Origin of the sequence: Mesorhizobium sp. M0062 (genome assembly GCF_040323125.1) — a bacterium.
Classification (GTDB): Bacteria; Pseudomonadota; Alphaproteobacteria; order Rhizobiales; family Rhizobiaceae; genus Mesorhizobium.
On the sequence record NZ_JAMYUO010000003.1, the window covers coordinates 91,785 to 108,792 of the forward strand.

Genomic DNA, 17,008 nt, shown 5'->3' on the forward strand with positions numbered 1-17,008 from the left:
CAGGAGAGGGCCTGCCGGTCTGGGCGGGCATGGCGTGACGAGGTGTCTGACGTGACGACAGCATTGCTGGCCGGGGCGGTCGCCGTGGCTCTCGTCCTGCACCTCGCCTGGCATACGCGCGCCAGCCGCAAAAAGGCCAAGGCTGATCTTGCAGCCGAGGCAGCCAGCATCCGGACCGTCATCACAGATGCCGTTGATGTCTCCGATGGCACAGCCGGCGTTGTCACCTGGGCCGGCACATGGAACGGACAGCGCGTGCAGCTGCGCACCATCGTCGACACGCTGGCAACGCGAAAGCTGCCGGCGCGATGGTTGAGTGTCACGATCACAGAGCCGGTTGCGGTGCCGGCGACCTTCGACATGATGATGCGGCCGGGCTCGCCGACGACCTTCTCCAATTTCGATCATCTTCAGCATACGCTGCCGAAGGCTCCGGGATTTCCGGCTGAAGCCGTGCTGCGAACCGACCTCAGGGCGGCGCGCTTTCCGCAGAACCTGATCGCCAGCCATCTCGACATCTTTGCCGAAGGCCGCGCCAAGGAACTCTTGATCACCCCGGACGGCGTGCGCATCGTCTGGCTGCTGGCCGAGGCCGAGCGGGCGCGCTACGGCGTGTTCCGGCAGGCCGCATTCGGCGGCGCAAGGCTGGATCCAACGCTGGTCGAGAGACTGCTGACCTCGGCCTCAGTGCTGCGCGATGCCATCAACCGACAGGAAAGGCAGGTCGCATGAGCGCACCCGCACCGACAAACCCGTATCTGGTGCTCGGCGCTGCCATCGTCTTACCGGCCAGCGGCCACGTCATTCTGGGCGTGCCCGTGCGCGGCCTGCAGTTCCTGTTCTTCATGGTGATCCTCGCCTGGGTGACGGCCAAGATCGCGCCGGCCGATGCCAGCTTCGTCGGCCGCCACGCCGGCGGCTTCCTGATCTATGCGCTGTCGATCCTCGATGCCTACAGAATAGCCCGCATCCGCACCGCCACATGGATTCACAGCGCCCGCGACGGCGGCGATAGTTCACAAGGCCGCATCGAGCCGGATACGTAACTACAGGAATATTTTTTTCATACGATTGAATTCGCACGACGCATTCGATACATCATCGTCTAGTGGTAACGTCGGGAGGCTGACATGTGTGGAATCGTCGGACTTTTTCTGAAAGACAAGTCGCTTGAGCCGCAGCTCGGCTCGATGCTGTCGCAGATGCTGATATCGCTCAGCGATCGCGGCCCCGACAGCGCCGGCATTGCCATCTATGGCGCGCCTTCCAGGAATGAAGCCAAGATCACCATCCAGTCCGCGAAGCCCGAGCGCGATTTCCGCGGCCTCGACGCCGAACTCGCGAAGGCCATCGGCGCGCCGGTGAGCATAGCGGTGAAGTCCACCCATGCAGTGTTGAGAACCGCGCCCGACAAGGTCGATGCCGCGCGCGAAGCGCTGCAGTCAATCCGCCCCGACGTGCGCATCATGGGCGCCGGCGAAGCGGTGGAAATCTACAAGGAAGTCGGTCTGCCGGAAGCGGTCGTCGACCGCTTCGACGTCCGCTCGATGACCGGCACGCATGGCATCGGCCATACCCGCATGGCGACGGAATCGGCCGTCACCACTATGGGCGCGCATCCGTTCTCGACCGGCGCCGACCAGTGCCTGGTGCACAATGGCTCGCTGTCCAACCACAACAATGTGCGGCGTGAGCTGGTGCGGGAGGGCATGAAATTCGAGACCGAGAACGACACCGAGGTCGCCGCCGCCTATCTCTCCTCGCAGATGGCGCATGGCAAGAACCTCGGCGAGGCGCTGGAAGGCACGCTGTCCGACCTCGACGGCTTCTTCACCTTCGTCGTCGGCACCAAGAACGGTTTCGGCGTGGTGCGCGATCCGATCGCCTGCAAGCCCGCCGTCATGGCCGAGACCGACCAGTATGTCGCCTTTGGCTCGGAATATCGGGCGCTGACCAAGCTGCCCGGCATAGACAATGCGAGGGTCTGGGAGCCGGAACCCGCAACCGTCTATTTCTGGGAGCATTGAGCCCATGCCGGCAACCAAACTTTCGAAGGCGGCGCAAGACCAGGCGTCCCGGGTCTTCGATCTTGATGTGTCGTCGCTGCGCGAGCTCAACCAGGCGCTTCACAATCTGACGCCCGGCTCCAACGAAACGGCGTGGGAAGTGCTGCACCCGAAGGGCAGCCATTCGGTTGCGGTCGGCGTCGACCAGCCTGTCAGCATCGATGTGCGCGGCAGCGTCGGCTACTACTGCGCCGGGATGAATGACGGCGCTGCCATCACCGTGCACGGCTCGGCCGGACCTGGCGTCGGCGAAAACATGATGTCGGGCTCGATCGTCATCAAGGGCGACGCCAGCCAGTATGCCGGCGCCACCGGCAAGGGCGGGCTGCTCGTCATCGAGGGCAACGCCTCGTCGCGCTGCGGCATCTCGATGAAGGGCATCGACATCGTCGTGCACGGCAATATCGGCCACATGTCGGCCTTCATGGCGCAGTCCGGCAATCTGGTGGTGCTGGGCGATGCCGGCGACGCACTTGGCGATTCCATCTACGAAGCGCGGCTGTTCGTGCGCGGCAAGGTCGAAAGCCTGGGCGCCGACTGCATCGCCAAGGAGATGCGGCCCGAGCATATCGAACTGCTGCAGGGACTGCTCGACCGCGCCGGCGTCACCGGCGTCAAGCCGTCGGAATTCAAGCGCTACGGCTCGGCGCGCACGCTCTACAATTTCAATATCGACAACGCCGACGCGTATTGAGGCAGCATGACCTACAAGAACCCGCCGACGACGCCGCGCAAATCCGCGACCTTCGACGACTACACGCTTTCCGAAATCCGCCGCGCCGCGGCGACCGGCATCTATGACATCAGGGGCGCCGGGGCCAAGCGCAAGCTGCCGCATTTCGACGACCTTTTGTTCCTCGGCGCCTCGATCTCGCGCTATCCGCTGGAAGGCTATCGCGAGCGGTGCGACACGTCGGTCGTGCTGGGCTCGCGCTATGCCAAGAAGCCGATCGAGCTGAAAATCCCGATCACCGTTGCCGGCATGAGCTTCGGGTCGCTGTCCGGCCCGGCCAAGGAAGCGCTCGGCCGTGGCGCTACGCTCTCAGGCACGTCGACCACCACGGGCGACGGCGGCATGACCGAGGAAGAGCGCGGCCATTCCAAGCAACTGGTCTACCAGTACCTGCCGTCACGCTACGGCATGAACCCCAGGGATTTGCGCCGTGCCGACGCCATCGAAGTCGTTGTCGGCCAGGGCGCCAAGCCCGGCGGCGGCGGCATGCTGTTGGGACAAAAGATTTCCGACCGCGTCGCCGAAATGCGCACGCTGCCGAAGGGCATCGACCAGCGCTCGGCCTCACGCCATCCCGACTGGACCGGGCCGGACGATCTCGAGATCAAGATCCTCGAGCTGCGCGAGATCACCGACTGGGAAAAGCCGATCTACGTCAAGGTCGGCGGCGCCCGCCCCTATTACGACACAGCACTTGCGGTGAAGGCCGGCGCCGATGTCGTCGTCGTCGACGGCATGCAGGGCGGCACGGCGGCCACCCAGGAAGTATTCATCGAAAATGTCGGCCAGCCGACGCTTGCCTGCATCAGGCCGGCGGTGCAGGCGCTGCAGGATCTCGGCATGCACCGTAAGGTGCAGCTGATCGTCTCCGGAGGCATTCGCAACGGCGCCGACGTCGCCAAGGCGCTGGCGCTCGGCGTGGACGCGGTGTCGATCGGCACGGCAGCGCTGGTCGCACTCGGCGACAATGATCCGCGCTGGGAAGCGGAGTACAATGCACTCGGCACCACCGCCGGCGCCTATGACGACTGGCACGAGGGCCGCGACCCCGCGGGCATCACCACGCAGGACCCCGAACTGATGAAGCGGGTTGATCCGGTCGCCGCGGGACGGCGGCTGGCGAACTACCTCAAGGTGATGACGCTGGAGGCGCAGACCATTGCGCGTGCCTGCGGCAAGAACAGCCTGCACAATCTCGAGCCCGAGGATCTCGTAGCCCTCACCATCGAAGCCGCCGCCATGGCAGGCGTGCCGCTGGCCGGCACCAACTGGATACCGGGGAAAAACGGCTTCTAACAAAATCACATCAAAATAAGCGAGGAGCTATAATGGGGAACGATCTCGCCGCATTCGCCAAAGAGAACGGCGTCAAATATTTCATGATTTCCTACACCGACCTGTTCGGCGGCCAGCGCGCCAAGCTGGTGCCGGCGCAGGCGATCGCCGACATGCAGAAGGACGGCGCCGGCTTCGCCGGTTTCGCCACTTGGCTCGACCTGACGCCGGCGCATCCTGATATGCTGGCGGTGCCGGATCCGGATTCGGTGATCCAGCTGCCGTGGAAGCGCGATGTCGCCTGGGTCGCCGCCAACTGCATCATGGACGACAAGGAAGTCGAGCAGGCGCCACGCAACACGCTGCGCCGGCTGATCGCGGAAGCCGCCACTGACGGCATGCATGTCAAGACCGGCGTCGAGGCTGAGTTCTTCCTGATCTCGCCGGACGGCAGCGTCATCTCCGACAAATACGACACGGCTTCAAAACCCTGCTACGACCAGCAAGCAGTGATGCGCCGCTACGATGTCATCGCCGAGATCTGCGACCACATGCTGGCGCTGGGCTGGAGCCCCTACCAGAACGACCATGAGGACGCCAACGGCCAGTTCGAGATGAACTGGGCCTTCGACGATGTGCTCGCCACCGCCGACAAGCACTCCTTCTTCAAGTTCATGGTCAAGTCGGTGGCCGAGAAACACGGCCTGCGCGCGACCTTCATGCCAAAGCCCTTCCAGGGCCTGACCGGCAATGGCTGCCACGCCCATATTTCGGTGTGGGACAAGGCCGGCAAGGTCAACGTCTTTGCCGATAATGCGATGGAGCTCGGCCTGTCGGCCAAGGGCAAGAATTTCCTCGGCGGCATCATGAAACATGCCTCGGCGCTGGCCGCCATCACCAACCCGACGGTGAACTCCTACAAACGCATCAACGCGCCGCGCACCATTTCGGGCGCCACCTGGGCGCCGAACACGGTGACCTGGACCGGAAACAACCGCACCCACATGGTGCGCGTGCCCGGCCCCGGCCGCTTCGAGCTGCGGCTGCCGGATGGCGCCGCAAACCCTTATCTGCTGCAGGCCGTCATCATTGCCGCTGGTCTCGACGGCATCCGCTCCAAGGCCGATCCCGGCAAGCGCTACGACATCGACATGTACCAGAACGGCCACACGGTGAAAGGCGCGCCGAAGCTGCCGCTCAATCTGCTCGACGCGCTTCGCGAATACGACAAGGACAAATCGCTCAAGGCGGCGCTGGGTGAGGAATTCTCGTCGGCTTATCTAAAGCTGAAGCACCAGGAATGGAATTCCTATGCTTCGCACTTCACGCAATGGGAGCGCGACCACACGCTGGACATATAATCGTCCCAGCTGTGCGAGCGACCTCGGAATGACCTGATGAAATATTCGATCTTCTCGCTCGCCCGTGCTGCCCTTTCCGGCCACAAGAATTGGCAGCGCACCTGGCGCGATGCGGCGCCCAAGGACCACTACGATGTGGTGATCATCGGCGGCGGCGGCCATGGGCTCGCCACCGCCTGGTTCCTCGCCAGCGAGTTCGGCATCAGAAACGTCGCCGTGCTGGAAAAGGGCTGGATCGGCTCCGGCAATGCCGGCCGCAACACCACCATCATCCGTTCCAATTACGGCCTGCCCGGCAATACCGGCTTCTACGAGCTTTCGATGAAGCTTTGGGAGCGGATGGAGCAGGACCTCAACTATAACGCCATGGTCAGCCAGCGCGGCGTCCTCAACCTCTATCATTCCGACGCGCAGCGCGACGCTTATGCGCGGCGCGGCAACACCATGCGCATCAATGGCATCGATGCCGAACTGCTCGACCAGGCGGCGCTGAAGAAGATGCTGCCGTTCCTGAATTTCGACCATGCGCGCTTTCCCGTGCAGGGCGGCCTCCTGCAGCGCCGCGGCGGCACCGCGCGGCATGACGCGGTGGTCTGGGGCTATGCCCATGCGGCGAGCGAACTCGGCGTCGACATCATCCAGAACTGCGAGGTCACCGGCTTTGTCCGGGACGGCAACGGCAAGGTGACTGGCGTCGAGACGTCGCGTGGAAAAATTGGCGCCGGCAAGGTCGGCATGGCGGTCGCCGGGTCCTCCTCGCGCGTCGCCGCGATGGCGGGCCTGCGCCTGCCGATCGAAAGCCATGTGCTGCAGGCTTTCGTCTCGGAGGCGATCAAGCCGCTCATCCCCGGCGTCATGACCTTCGGCGCCGGGCATTTCTATGTCAGCCAGTCCGACAAGGGCGGGCTGGTCTTCGGCGGCGACATCGATGGCTACAATTCCTACGCCCAGCGCGGCAATTTGCCTGTCATGGAAGATGTCTGCGAAGGCGGCATGGCGCTGATCCCGATGATCGGCCGCGTGCGGCTTCTGCGCCAGTGGGGCGGCATCATGGACATGTCGATGGATGGCTCGCCGATCATCGACAAGACACCGGTCGACGGGCTCTACCTCAACGCCGGCTGGTGTTATGGCGGCTTCAAGGCGACGCCCGGTTCCGGCTTCGTCTTTGCCCATCTTCTGGCGCGTGACGAAACGCACAAGGAGGCGGCGCTGTTTCGGCTCGACCGCTTCCAGCGCGGCGCCATGATCGACGAAAAGGGCCAAGGCGCCCAACCGAACCTGCATTGAGGCGGCCGGAACAAGATGCGTATCACCTGTCCTTTCTGCGGCGAACGCGAACTCGGCGAGTTCAGCTATCTCGGCGATGCCAAGCCTGTACGGCCGGCGGCGGATGCCGGCGAAGATGCCGTCTACGACTATGTCTATCTGCGCGACAACATCGCCGGCGTGATGGCGGAGAACTGGTATCACGGCGGTGGCTGCCGGGCCTGGCTGAAGGTCACCCGCAACACGCTGACGCACGAGATTTCGGCGGTGGAACCGGCGGCGGGGGCTGGTGCGAGCCAGGTGGAGACATGAGCTATTCTGTCGAGACCACAGCCGTCGCGAAAAGCGCCAGCCCCCTACCTCCCCCTTGTGGGGAGGTCGGACCGCAGGTCCGGGTGGGGGTCGGTGCCGCGGCCCCCCCCCCCCCCCACCCCCACCCGCCCCACCCCCCCCCCCGGCGTGGGGGGGGCGGGCGCCCGCGGCGCGGGGGGGGGGGTCGGTGCCGCACCCCCACCCCGCTGCTGCGCAGCGACCCTCCCCACAACGGGGAGGGTAAGGGGCGGCGCCATCCTTCGCCATGACACCATATGGATCAGAGGCTGGACATCGTGACCTCTCATCGTCTCTCATCCGGCGGTCTCATCGACCGTTCCACCCCCCTCACCTTCCGCTTCGACGGCACGACATTTTCCGGCTTCCAGGGCGACACGCTGGCGTCGGCGCTGGTCGCCAATGGCGTCAAGCTGGTCGGCCGCTCGTTCAAATACCATCGTCCGCGCGGCATTCTGACTGCGGGCTCGGAAGAACCCAACGCGCTGGTCGAACTGCGCACCGGCGCACGGCGCGAGGCCAACACCAAGGCCACGACGGCCGAACTCTATGAAGGCCTCGAAGCGGCCAGCCAGAACCGCTGGCCGTCGCTGCGCCACGATGTGATGTCGGTGAACCAGCTGTTCGCACCGATCTTCGTCGCCGGCTTCTACTACAAAACCTTCATGTGGCCCGCAAAATTCTGGGAAATGGTCTACGAGCCGGCGATCCGACGCGCCGCGGGTCTGGGTCGCGCGGCGGTCACCCCCGATCCGGATCACTACGACAAGGCCTGGGCGCATTGCGATGTGGTGATCGCCGGCTCCGGTCCGGCCGGTCTCGCCGCCGCACTCGCTGCAGGCCGCAGCGGTGCGCGCGTCATCCTGTGCGAAGAAGATTTTGCGCCCGGCGGCCGTCTGTTGTCGGATGGCGGCACGATCGACGGTCTGCCGGCCGCGGAGTGGCTGTCGCGCACACTGGCCGAGCTCAGCTCGATGCCGGATGTCCGCATCATGACCCGCACGACCCTGTTCGGCGTCTATGACGGCGGTACCTATGGCGCGATCGAGCGGGTCAACGATCATCTGCCGGTGCCGCCCGAGCATCAGGTGCGCCAGCGCCTGTGGCGCATCGTGGCCAAGCGCTGCGTCGTCGCCGCCGGCGCGATTGAGCGTCCCATCGTCTTTGCCGGCAATGACACGCCCGGCGTGATGATGGCGTCCGCCATCCGCACCTACGTCACACGTTATGCGGCGACGCCGGCAAAGCGGATCGCGCTGTTCACCAACAATGAGGATGGCTGGCGCACGGTCGAGACGGCACTCGGCGCCGGGCTGCAGATCGCGGCGGTGGTCGACGCGCGGGCTGACGTCACGCCTGCCCATCGTTCTCTCGCTTCCAGGAACGGCTTCACCGTGCTGCATGGTTCGGTCAGCGGCGTCGACGGCGGCAAGGACGGCGTAAGAAAAATAGCGGTGTCGCTGACCGGCGGCGCGCGCGCCGAGGTCGAGGCCGACGGGCTTGCCGTTTCCGGCGGCTGGAATCCGGCGGTCGGGCTGACCTCATACCATCGCGGCCGGCCGAAATGGCGCGACGACATCTCAGCTTTCGTGCCGGACGGCGCGCCGCCCGGGATGGTCGCCGCAGGTGCGGCTAACGGCGACTTCGGGCTAGGCGCCTGCCTGCGCGCAGGTTTCGAGGCCGGCGCCGCAGCGGCGCGGGACGCGGGACGCAATGGCAATCCGGGCTCTGCAGCTGTTGCCGGCGACGAGTCCTTCTCACTGACCCCGCTCTGGCACGTCGCCGGCAAAGGCAAGGCCTTTGTAGACCAGCAGCATGACGTCACCGCGTCCGACATCGAGCTGGCGCAGCGCGAGGGTTTTGAATCGGTCGAGCATCTGAAGCGCTACACCACGCTCGGCATGGCGACCGACCAGGGCAAGACGTCCAATGTCGCCGGCCTCGCCATCATGGCGGCGGTGTCGGGCAAATCCATTCCCGAGACCGGCACGACCATCTATCGCCCGCCGTACGTGCCGGTCGCCATCGGCGCCTTTGCCGGCCACCATCGCGACGAAAATTTCCATGCGACGCGGCTGACGCCGTCGCATCACTGGGCGGCCGAACAAGGCGCGATCTTTGTCGACACCGGCCTGTGGAAGCGCGCGCAATGGTATCCGCGCGCGGGCGAGAAGGACTGGCTGGAATCGGTCACCCGCGAGGTCAAGGCGGTGCGCTCGGGCGTCGGCTTCTGCGATGTCTCGACGCTGGGCAAGATCGATGTGCACGGCCCCGATGCCGGCGCCTTCCTCGACCGCGTCTACATCAACACCTTCTCAAACCTTGCCGTGGGAAAAGCCCGCTACGGGCTGATGCTGCGCGAGGACGGCCTCGTCTATGATGACGGCACGACCTCGCGGCTGGCCGAGGACCATTATTTCCTCACCACGACCACGGCGAAGGCCGGGCTGGTGATGCAGCATCTCGAATTCTGCCGGCAGGTGCTATTCCCCGAACTCGACGTGCAACTGACCTCGGTCTCCGACCAGTGGGCGCAGTTCTCGATTGCCGGGCCAAGGACGCGAGACCTGTTGAAGGAAATCGTCGACCCTGCCGAGGACCTTTCGAACGAAGGTTTTCCCTTCATGGGCGTGCGCGAAGTCGCTTTGCGCGGCGGCATCAAGGCGCGGCTGTTCCGCATCTCCTTCTCCGGCGAGATGGCGTTCGAGATTTCGGTGCCGGCGCGTTACGGTGAAGCGATGGCACGCAATTTGATGCTGGCGGGAAAACCGTTCGGCGTGACGCCGTATGGCACAGAAGCCCTCGGCGTCATGCGCGTTGAAAAGGGCCATGTCGCCGGACCGGAACTGAGCGGCATGACGACCGCCGCCGATCTCGGCCTCGGCAAGATGATGTCGACCAAGAAGGATTTCATCGGTCGCGTCATGGCCGGCCGCGAGGCGCTGGTGGCGCCGGACCGGCAGGTCGTGGTCGGCATCAAGCCGATCGACAAGGCGCGCCGCCTGCGCTCCGGCGCGCACATCATCCCGAAGGGCCAGACGCCCGGGCCTGATAACGACCAAGGCTACGTCACCTCGGTCTGCTTCTCGCCGACGCTCGACCAGTGGATCGGTCTCGGCCTTGTCGAGCGCGGCCGCGAACGCATCGGCGAGATCGTCCACGCGCATGATCCGCTGCGCGGTGAAGACTATGATGTCGAGCTCTGCAATCCCGTCTTCTACGATCCCGATGGAGGGCGCCAGCGTGGCTGATTTTTCCTGGGATGTTCGTAGCCCGCTCGAGCGGGCACTTGTTGTCGGGCCTTACGGCGCGAACGGCAATGTCGGCGTGTTGCTGACCGAAATCCGCAATTTCGACCTGATCCAGGTGATGGCGCGGCGCGGCAAGGCGGGAGATTTGGCCAACGCTGCGAAGGCAAGCTTCGGTGTTGCGGCTCCTGAGACACCCAAGGCGGTGCAGACTTCGGATGCGACGCTGATCTGGTCGGGACCGGACCAGTTCTTCGTGCTGTTGAAGGGCGGCAAGCATGGGACTGAAGCACTCGCCCAGACGTTCGCGTCTTCCGCTTCGCTATCGGACCAGTCGCATGCGCGAGTGCTGATCAGTATCTCCGGTACCAAGGCGCGGGCGATGCTGGGCAAGCTGTCGTCGATCGATCTGCATCCCGATGCATTTCTGGTTGGGGCGGCTGCCGCGACCTCGATGGATCACGCCAGCGTCACGCTCTGGCGCGGGAATGACCGGCCGGATGGGCAGGCGGTATTCAACGTGCTGATGTTTGCGACATTTGCTGAAAGTCTGTGGCACACGATGCTGGATTCGGCGGCGGAGTATGGTGTCGAGATCGGGCATTCCGAGGATTTGGCGTAGCGCTTGTGCGCTTCTTCCTTCTCCCCTTGTGGGAGAAGGAAGATCGGCGCGTTAGTGCCGAGACGGATGAGGGGTGTTCCAGGGTACGCCAACGTCTCACCGCTGGAACACCCCTCATCCGTCGCCTGCGGCGACACCTTCTCCCACAGAGGGAGAAGGGGGAGCCAGCCTTGCCAAACGCAACTGCGCTGCTATTCTTGCAGCTAAAGTAATTTTACACACAGGCAAACTTGTTTCTCGAACCGCAAGGCTGAGATGAGCCAGTCGCCCTACCCTTCAGTGACAGCCGGGCCGCCCCGGCCAAGCCTCATCCTGCGGCCCGGCCAGATCGCGCTGCCGCCGGGCATGGAGCGGTATGCGGCCCCCGGTAACGGCGCGGTGCTGATCGATATCGAGGCCGGCGATATATTTGCCATCCGCAATGTCGAGGGCGGCCAGGCCTGCGAGCTTTTGGCCTGGGACAAGTCAGGCGCCACCGACCCCGCCATCTTCGGCGAAAAGTCCAATAGCAATGCCGCCGGGATCAAGGCGCTATTGGCCGAGGGCGACGATAGCCTCGCTTCCGTGCGCCGCGGACTCGAGCGCCGCCAGGTGCAGCTTGACCAGGCCAAGGCGGTGCGCGTCTTCGGCGGCGCCACGCCGGCAGGCACCGAGCAGGCCTTCACCGTCGCGCGCGATGGCGGCTTGCTGATTGCAGCGCCTAGCGGGCCGATGCTGGTCGACGGCCACGACACGGCAACGCCGCTCACCGTCATGGTGCGCCGCGCCACCGTGCGCCTGAAGACAAAGTCGCAGCTGGCCGATCCGCTTGCCGATCCGGTGCTCGATCTGCGCGTCCATTCGGCGACAGCCGAACCCTATTTCGTCAAGGCGGGCGACTACCTGCAGATCATCGATGTCGACGGCCGCCAGTGCACCGATTTCCAGTGCTTCTCGGCGCGCAAGCTGGACAAGGGGCTGGACCATCCGCTCGACGTAACGACCACGCGCACGCTGATGGGGTCGAGCTACCCGATGCCCGGCCTTCACTCGAAATATTACGACCAGGACATGGAGCCGTTGGTCGAGGTTATCCAGGACACATGCGGCCGGCATGACGCGTTCGCGCTGGCGTGTGCCGCCAAATATTACGACGACATCGGCTATCCCGGCCACACCAACTGCTCGGAGAATTTCAACCGCGCGCTGGCCGACAAGGGTGTCACCCCACGTGCCGGCTGGATGGCGATCAACTTCTTCTTCAACACGGCGATCGACGCCCATGGCGTCATGGTGTCGGATGAGCCGTGGTCGCGCGCCGGCGACTATGTCCTGCTCAGGGCGCTCACCGACATCGTCTGCGTCTCCTCCGCCTGTCCCGACGACACGACACCGGCCAATGGCTGGAACCCGACCGACATCCATGTGCGAACCTATTCCGGCCAACACAAATTCTCGCGAGCGATCGCCAGACGCATGACGCCCGATTCGGAACCGAAAATGACCCGCGAGACCGCCTTCCATTCAAGCTTCGCCAAGCACACCCGCAACTTCGTGGAATACCGGGGTTATTGGCTGGCCAATTCCTTCGCCAAGGAAGGCGCCATCGCCGAATACTGGGCCTGCCGGCAGGATGCCGTGATCATGGACCTGTCGCCGTTGCGCAAGTTCGAGGTCACCGGCCCGGATTCCGAGGCGCTGCTGCAATACACGCTGACCCGCGACGTCAAGAAGCTCGGCGTCGGCCAGGTCGTCTATTCCGCCATGTGCTACGAGCATGGCGGCATGATCGACGACGGCACGCTGCTGCGGCTCGGCAAGGACAATTTCCGTTGGGTCGGCGGCGACGACCTGTCCGGCGAATGGCTGCGCGACACCGCGAAAAAGCTTGGCCTCAACGTGCTGGTGCGTTCCTCCACCGATCAGATGCACAATGTCGCTGTCCAAGGGCCGAAGAGCCGTGACATTTTGCGAGAGGTGGTCTGGACCTCGCCGCTGCAACCGTCGATCGACGAACTCGAATGGTTCCGCTTCGCTGTCGCGCGCATCGGCGGCGGCAATGGCATTCCGGTCGTGGTGTCGCGCACCGGTTATACCGGCGAGCTCGGCTACGAAATCTGGTGCCACCCACGCGACGCCGAAAAAGTGTTCGATGCCATCTGGGAGGCCGGCCAGCCGCACGGGCTGAAGCCGATGGGCCTGCAGGCACTCGACATGGTGCGCATCGAAGCCGGGCTGATCTTCGCCGGTTACGAATTCTCCGACCAGACCGACCCGTTCGAGGCGGGCATTGGCTTCACCGTACCGTTGAAGGCCAAGACCGACGATTTCATCGGCCGCGAGGCTCTGATAAGGCGCAAGGAACATCCGCAGCACAAGCTCGTTGGCCTTGACATCGACAGCAATGTCGCCGTCGGCCATGGGGATTGCGTCCATATCGGCCGCGCCCAGATCGGTGTCGTCACCTCGGGCATGCGCTCGCCGGTGCTGAACAAAAACATCGCTCTGGCGAGGCTTGACGTCACCCACGCGGCAATCGGCACAGAGGTGGAGATCGGCAAGCTCGACGGTCATGCCAAGCGGCTGCCGGCGCGCGTCGTGGCCTTCGCCCACTACGATCCGCAAAAGACCAGGCCGCGATCCTGAGGGTTGCACCCCCGGCCCTTCGCAGGCTCAGGGCGTTCGAAGCTCGAAAGCAATTGGCTTTCCGTCCGCTACCGCGGACCGCTTCTCACCCCACAAGGGGAGAAGGACAAAGCGAGCGTTTCGCAACCGTGATGTGCACGACGCCACAAATCACTTGACGTGAAAGCGCGCCGGATCAATCTTCACTGTTAAGAAAAAAATACGACTGAGTGGAAACACTGGAGTCGTGCGGTCATGTACCGGGGAACAAGCTTCGCGAAGCCGAGGCATCACCGGCCGGGAACACAAAATGGGGAATTCAGACAGATGAGCACGATTACCACTGCCCTGGAGCAGCCCGCTGAAGGCAAGCTGCTCCGCAACATCGACTGGCGCGGCGCCTTCTGGGTGGCGAGCGGCGTTCCTGCCCTTGTCCTGTTTTCGATCGGCGGCATTGCCGGAACGACGGGAACGCTGGCCTTCGGGATCTGGATCGCTTCCATGATCATGGGCTTCCTGCAATCCTTCACCTATGCCGAGATCGCCGGCCTGTTCCCGAACAAGTCGGGCGGCGCCTCGATCTACGGCGCCACCGCCTGGCTGCGTTATTCCAAGTTCATCGCGCCGCTGTCGGTGTGGTGCAACTGGTTCGCCTGGTCGCCGGTGCTGTCGCTGGGCTGCTCGATCGCCGCCGCCTATATTCTCAACGCGCTGGCGCCGGTGCCGCTGTTCACCGAGGCGTCGCCGGACGTCGTCGCCTATATCGCGGCGCATGCCGGAACGGTGCCTGCCGACGCCATCGCCGCGGTGACCGCGGCGGCCACGCCGGCGATCCGCAACTGGACGCTGTTCAGCCACACGCTAGGTCCTGTCTCCTTCACCCTCAATGCCACTTTCTTCATCGGCGCGGTGCTGATGCTGATCATCTTCTCGATCCAGCATCGCGGCATTCTCGGCACCGCCAATGTGCAGAAGTATATCGGCCTCCTGGTCATCATCCCGATGCTGATCGTCGGTGTCGTGCCGATCGTCACCGGCCAGATCAACTGGGCGAACTTTTCGCCGCTGGTGCCGCTGGCGGCGGCTTACGCGCCGGAGCCCGGCTCGTGGAACATTGCCGGCTGGACGCTGGTGCTGGGCGGCATGTTCATCGCCGCATGGTCGACCTATGGTTTTGAGACCGCCGTCTGCTACACATCGGAGTTCAAGAACCCGGGCACCGACACGTTCAAGGCGATTTTCTATTCCGGCCTGCTCTGCATGCTTCTGTTCATCCTGGTGCCCTTCACCTTCCAGGGCGTGCTGGGCCTCAACGGCATGCTGGCGACGCCGATCGTCGACGGCTCGGGTGTCGCCGATGCACTGGCCGGCATGGTCGGGGGTGGCGCATTGATCCACAGCCTCTTGGTGATGCTGATGATCCTGGCGCTGGTGCTGTGCATCATGACGGCAATGGCCGGCTCGTCGCGCACGCTCTACCAGGGCTCGGTCGATGGCTGGCTGCCGCGCTATCTCAGCCACGTCAACGAGCATGGCGCGCCGACGCGCGCCATGTGGACCGATCTCGTCTTCAACCTGATCGTGCTGGCCATCGCCTCGGCCGACGCGACGAGCTTCTTCTTCATCCTCGCCGTGTCGAACTGCGGCTACATCATCTTCAACTTCCTCAACCTCAATGCCGGCTGGATCCACCGCATCGACAACGGCCACATCAACCGGCCTTGGAAGGCGCCGAGCTGGCTGCTCGGCCTCGGCGCCATCTTCGCCTATGTAAACGCCATCTTCATGGGCGCCGGCGCCAAGGTGTGGAACCCGATGGCGCTCTGGGCCGGCCTGATCACAGCCGCCTTGATCATCCCGGTGTTCTGCTACCGGCACTACGTCCAAGACAAGGGCAAGTTCCCCGACCACATGCTGGCCGACCTCGGCATGGCGGGCGCAGACCTCTCGGTCAAAAAGGCAGGCATGCTGCCCTACCTGACGCTGGTCGCCGGCGTGGTGGTGATGCTGCTCGCCAACTGGTACTTCGTCATCTGAAAGTGATGGCTTGAAAAGAATGGGCGCGCTTCGGCGCGCCTGTTTCTTTTTATGGCAGGACGTCAGCCGGCCTTGCGAATGGCCCCTTCGGAGCCTTCGAAGAACCGGTTCGGCGGCCGCTTCAGGCCGAGATTCTCGCGCAAGGTGGTGCCCTCATACTCGCGCCGGAAGAGCTTTCGCCGCTGCAGCTCGGGCACCACCTTCTCGGCGAAGTCGTCGAGCCCGGCTGGCAGATATGGGAACATGACGTTGAAGCCGTCTGACCCTTCGGCAAACAGCCATTCCTCCATCGAATCGGCGATGGTTTTCGGCGTGCCGACGAAAGCAAGGCCGGAATAGCCGCCGAGCCGCTGCGCCAGCTGGCGGACGGTCAAAGTCTCTCGGCGCGCCAGCTCGATGACGCGCTCACGGCCGCTCTTGGAGGCATTGGTCTCGGGGATTTCGGGCAAGGGCGCGTCGGGATCGAAGCCGGATGCGTCGTGCCCCAGCGCGATCGACAGCGAGGCAATGCCGCTCTCGTAATAGACCAGGCTGTCGAGCTTGGCGCGTTTGGCCTGTGCTTCCTCGACGCTGTCGCCGACGATGACGAAGGCGCCGGGCAGGATCTTGATGTCGTCGCGCGAACGGCCGAGCTTCTCGGCCCGGCTTTTGACATCGGCAAAGAAGCGCTGCCCGGACGCCAGATCGGAATGGGCGGCGAAGATCACCTCCGCCGTTTCGGCTGCCAGCTGCCGCCCGGCCTCAGATGCGCCGGCCTGGACGATGACCGGCCAGCCCTGCACCGGCCGCGCAATGTTGAGCGGGCCGCGCACCGAGAGATGCTCGCCCTTATGGTCGAGCACATGCAGCTTCGCGGGATCGAAATAGAGCCCGCTCTCGGCGTCGCGGATGAAGGCGTCGTCGGCAAAGCTGTCCCAGAGGCCGGTCACCACATCGTAGAATTCCCGCGCATTGTGATAGCGCTCGTCGTGCTCGACATGCTCGTCGAGGCCGAAGTTCAGCGCGGCGTCGGGATTGGATGTGGTGACGATGTTCCAGCCGGCGCGGCCGCCGCTGATATGGTCGAGCGAGGCGAAGCGACGGGCAATGTGATAGGGCGCGTCGAAGGTCGTCGATGCGGTGGCGACAAGGCCGATATGATCAGTGACGGCGGCGAGCGCCGACAGCAGCGTGAACGGCTCGAACGAGGTCACCGTGTGGCTGCGCCGTAGCGCCTCGATCGGCATGTTGAGAACGGCCAGATGGTCGGCCATGAAGAAGGCGTCGAACTTCGCCGCCTCAAGCGTCTGCGCAAAGCGCTTCAGATGGGCGAAGTTGAAGTTGGCATCGGGATATGAGCCGGGATAGCGCCAGGCCCCGGTGTGAAGACTGACCGGACGCATGAAGGCGCCGAGCCGCAATTGCTTATTGTCTACCATGGGATGATCACCTGATGCGAACGAGGGTTGCCGCTCCGATATGTA

The 17,008-nt window shown here is 64.3% G+C and carries 13 protein-coding genes; 12 read left to right on the forward strand and 1 reads right to left on the reverse strand.

From position 1 onward, the window contains the following. The first annotated feature begins 42 nt into the window (after positions 1-42). The 12 genes from NKJ64_RS04740 to NKJ64_RS04795 all read left to right on the forward strand — a co-directional run bounded on the left by NKJ64_RS04740 (position 43) and on the right by NKJ64_RS04795 (position 15,545). Positions 43-732, forward strand: coding sequence for a hypothetical protein (locus NKJ64_RS04740; protein ID WP_023754051.1), 690 nt, complete (start codon positions 43-45; stop codon positions 730-732). Then, the gene (locus NKJ64_RS04745) at positions 729-1,046 is read left to right on the forward strand and encodes a hypothetical protein (RefSeq protein WP_023668549.1); all 318 of its coding nucleotides are present in this window, start codon (positions 729-731) and stop codon (positions 1,044-1,046) included. Before NKJ64_RS04740 ends, NKJ64_RS04745 begins: the two co-directional genes overlap by 4 nt. A gap of 84 nt (positions 1,047-1,130) precedes the next feature. Beyond that, positions 1,131-2,027: a class II glutamine amidotransferase gene (locus tag NKJ64_RS04750; protein WP_023668550.1), complete on the forward strand. Its 897-nt coding sequence runs from the start codon at positions 1,131-1,133 to the stop codon at positions 2,025-2,027. Between the two features lie 4 nt (positions 2,028-2,031). Continuing rightward, positions 2,032-2,760, forward strand: a complete 729-nt coding sequence (locus tag NKJ64_RS04755) for a GltB/FmdC/FwdC-like GXGXG domain-containing protein (RefSeq protein WP_023668551.1) — start codon at positions 2,032-2,034, stop codon at positions 2,758-2,760. A gap of 6 nt (positions 2,761-2,766) precedes the next feature. Continuing rightward, complete coding sequence (locus tag NKJ64_RS04760; protein ID WP_023668552.1) at positions 2,767-4,095, forward strand: FMN-binding glutamate synthase family protein; 1,329 nt, start codon at positions 2,767-2,769, stop codon at positions 4,093-4,095. Positions 4,096-4,127: 32 nt separating this feature from the next. Next, positions 4,128-5,435: a type III glutamate--ammonia ligase gene (gene glnT, locus NKJ64_RS04765; protein WP_023696631.1), complete on the forward strand. Its 1,308-nt coding sequence runs from the start codon at positions 4,128-4,130 to the stop codon at positions 5,433-5,435. Between the two features lie 36 nt (positions 5,436-5,471). Then, positions 5,472-6,725, forward strand: coding sequence for a sarcosine oxidase subunit beta family protein (locus NKJ64_RS04770; protein WP_023752573.1), 1,254 nt, complete (start codon positions 5,472-5,474; stop codon positions 6,723-6,725). A gap of 15 nt (positions 6,726-6,740) precedes the next feature. Next, positions 6,741-7,016, forward strand: a complete 276-nt coding sequence (locus NKJ64_RS04775) for a sarcosine oxidase subunit delta (RefSeq protein ID WP_023684437.1) — start codon at positions 6,741-6,743, stop codon at positions 7,014-7,016. A 275-nt stretch (positions 7,017-7,291) separates the two neighbouring features. Continuing rightward, positions 7,292-10,285: a sarcosine oxidase subunit alpha gene (locus NKJ64_RS04780; protein WP_031244176.1), complete on the forward strand. Its 2,994-nt coding sequence runs from the start codon at positions 7,292-7,294 to the stop codon at positions 10,283-10,285. Continuing rightward, complete coding sequence (locus tag NKJ64_RS04785) at positions 10,278-10,904, forward strand: sarcosine oxidase subunit gamma (RefSeq protein ID WP_023752571.1); 627 nt, start codon at positions 10,278-10,280, stop codon at positions 10,902-10,904. The genes NKJ64_RS04780 and NKJ64_RS04785 overlap by 8 nt, the downstream gene beginning before the upstream one ends. Before the next feature lie 255 nt (positions 10,905-11,159). After that, positions 11,160-13,529: a trimethylamine N-oxide demethylase gene (locus tag NKJ64_RS04790; RefSeq protein ID WP_352462067.1), complete on the forward strand. Its 2,370-nt coding sequence runs from the start codon at positions 11,160-11,162 to the stop codon at positions 13,527-13,529. 306 nt (positions 13,530-13,835) lie between these two features. Continuing rightward, entirely contained in the window at positions 13,836-15,545 is a 1,710-nt protein-coding gene (locus NKJ64_RS04795; protein WP_023684441.1) for a trimethylamine N-oxide permease, read from the forward strand. Between the two features lie 62 nt (positions 15,546-15,607). On the opposite strand, the gene NKJ64_RS04800 is transcribed toward NKJ64_RS04795, so the two are convergent. After that, positions 15,608-16,963, reverse strand: a complete 1,356-nt coding sequence (locus NKJ64_RS04800) for an LLM class flavin-dependent oxidoreductase (protein WP_023704836.1) — start codon at positions 16,961-16,963, stop codon at positions 15,608-15,610. Positions 16,964-17,008 lie beyond the last annotated feature (45 nt).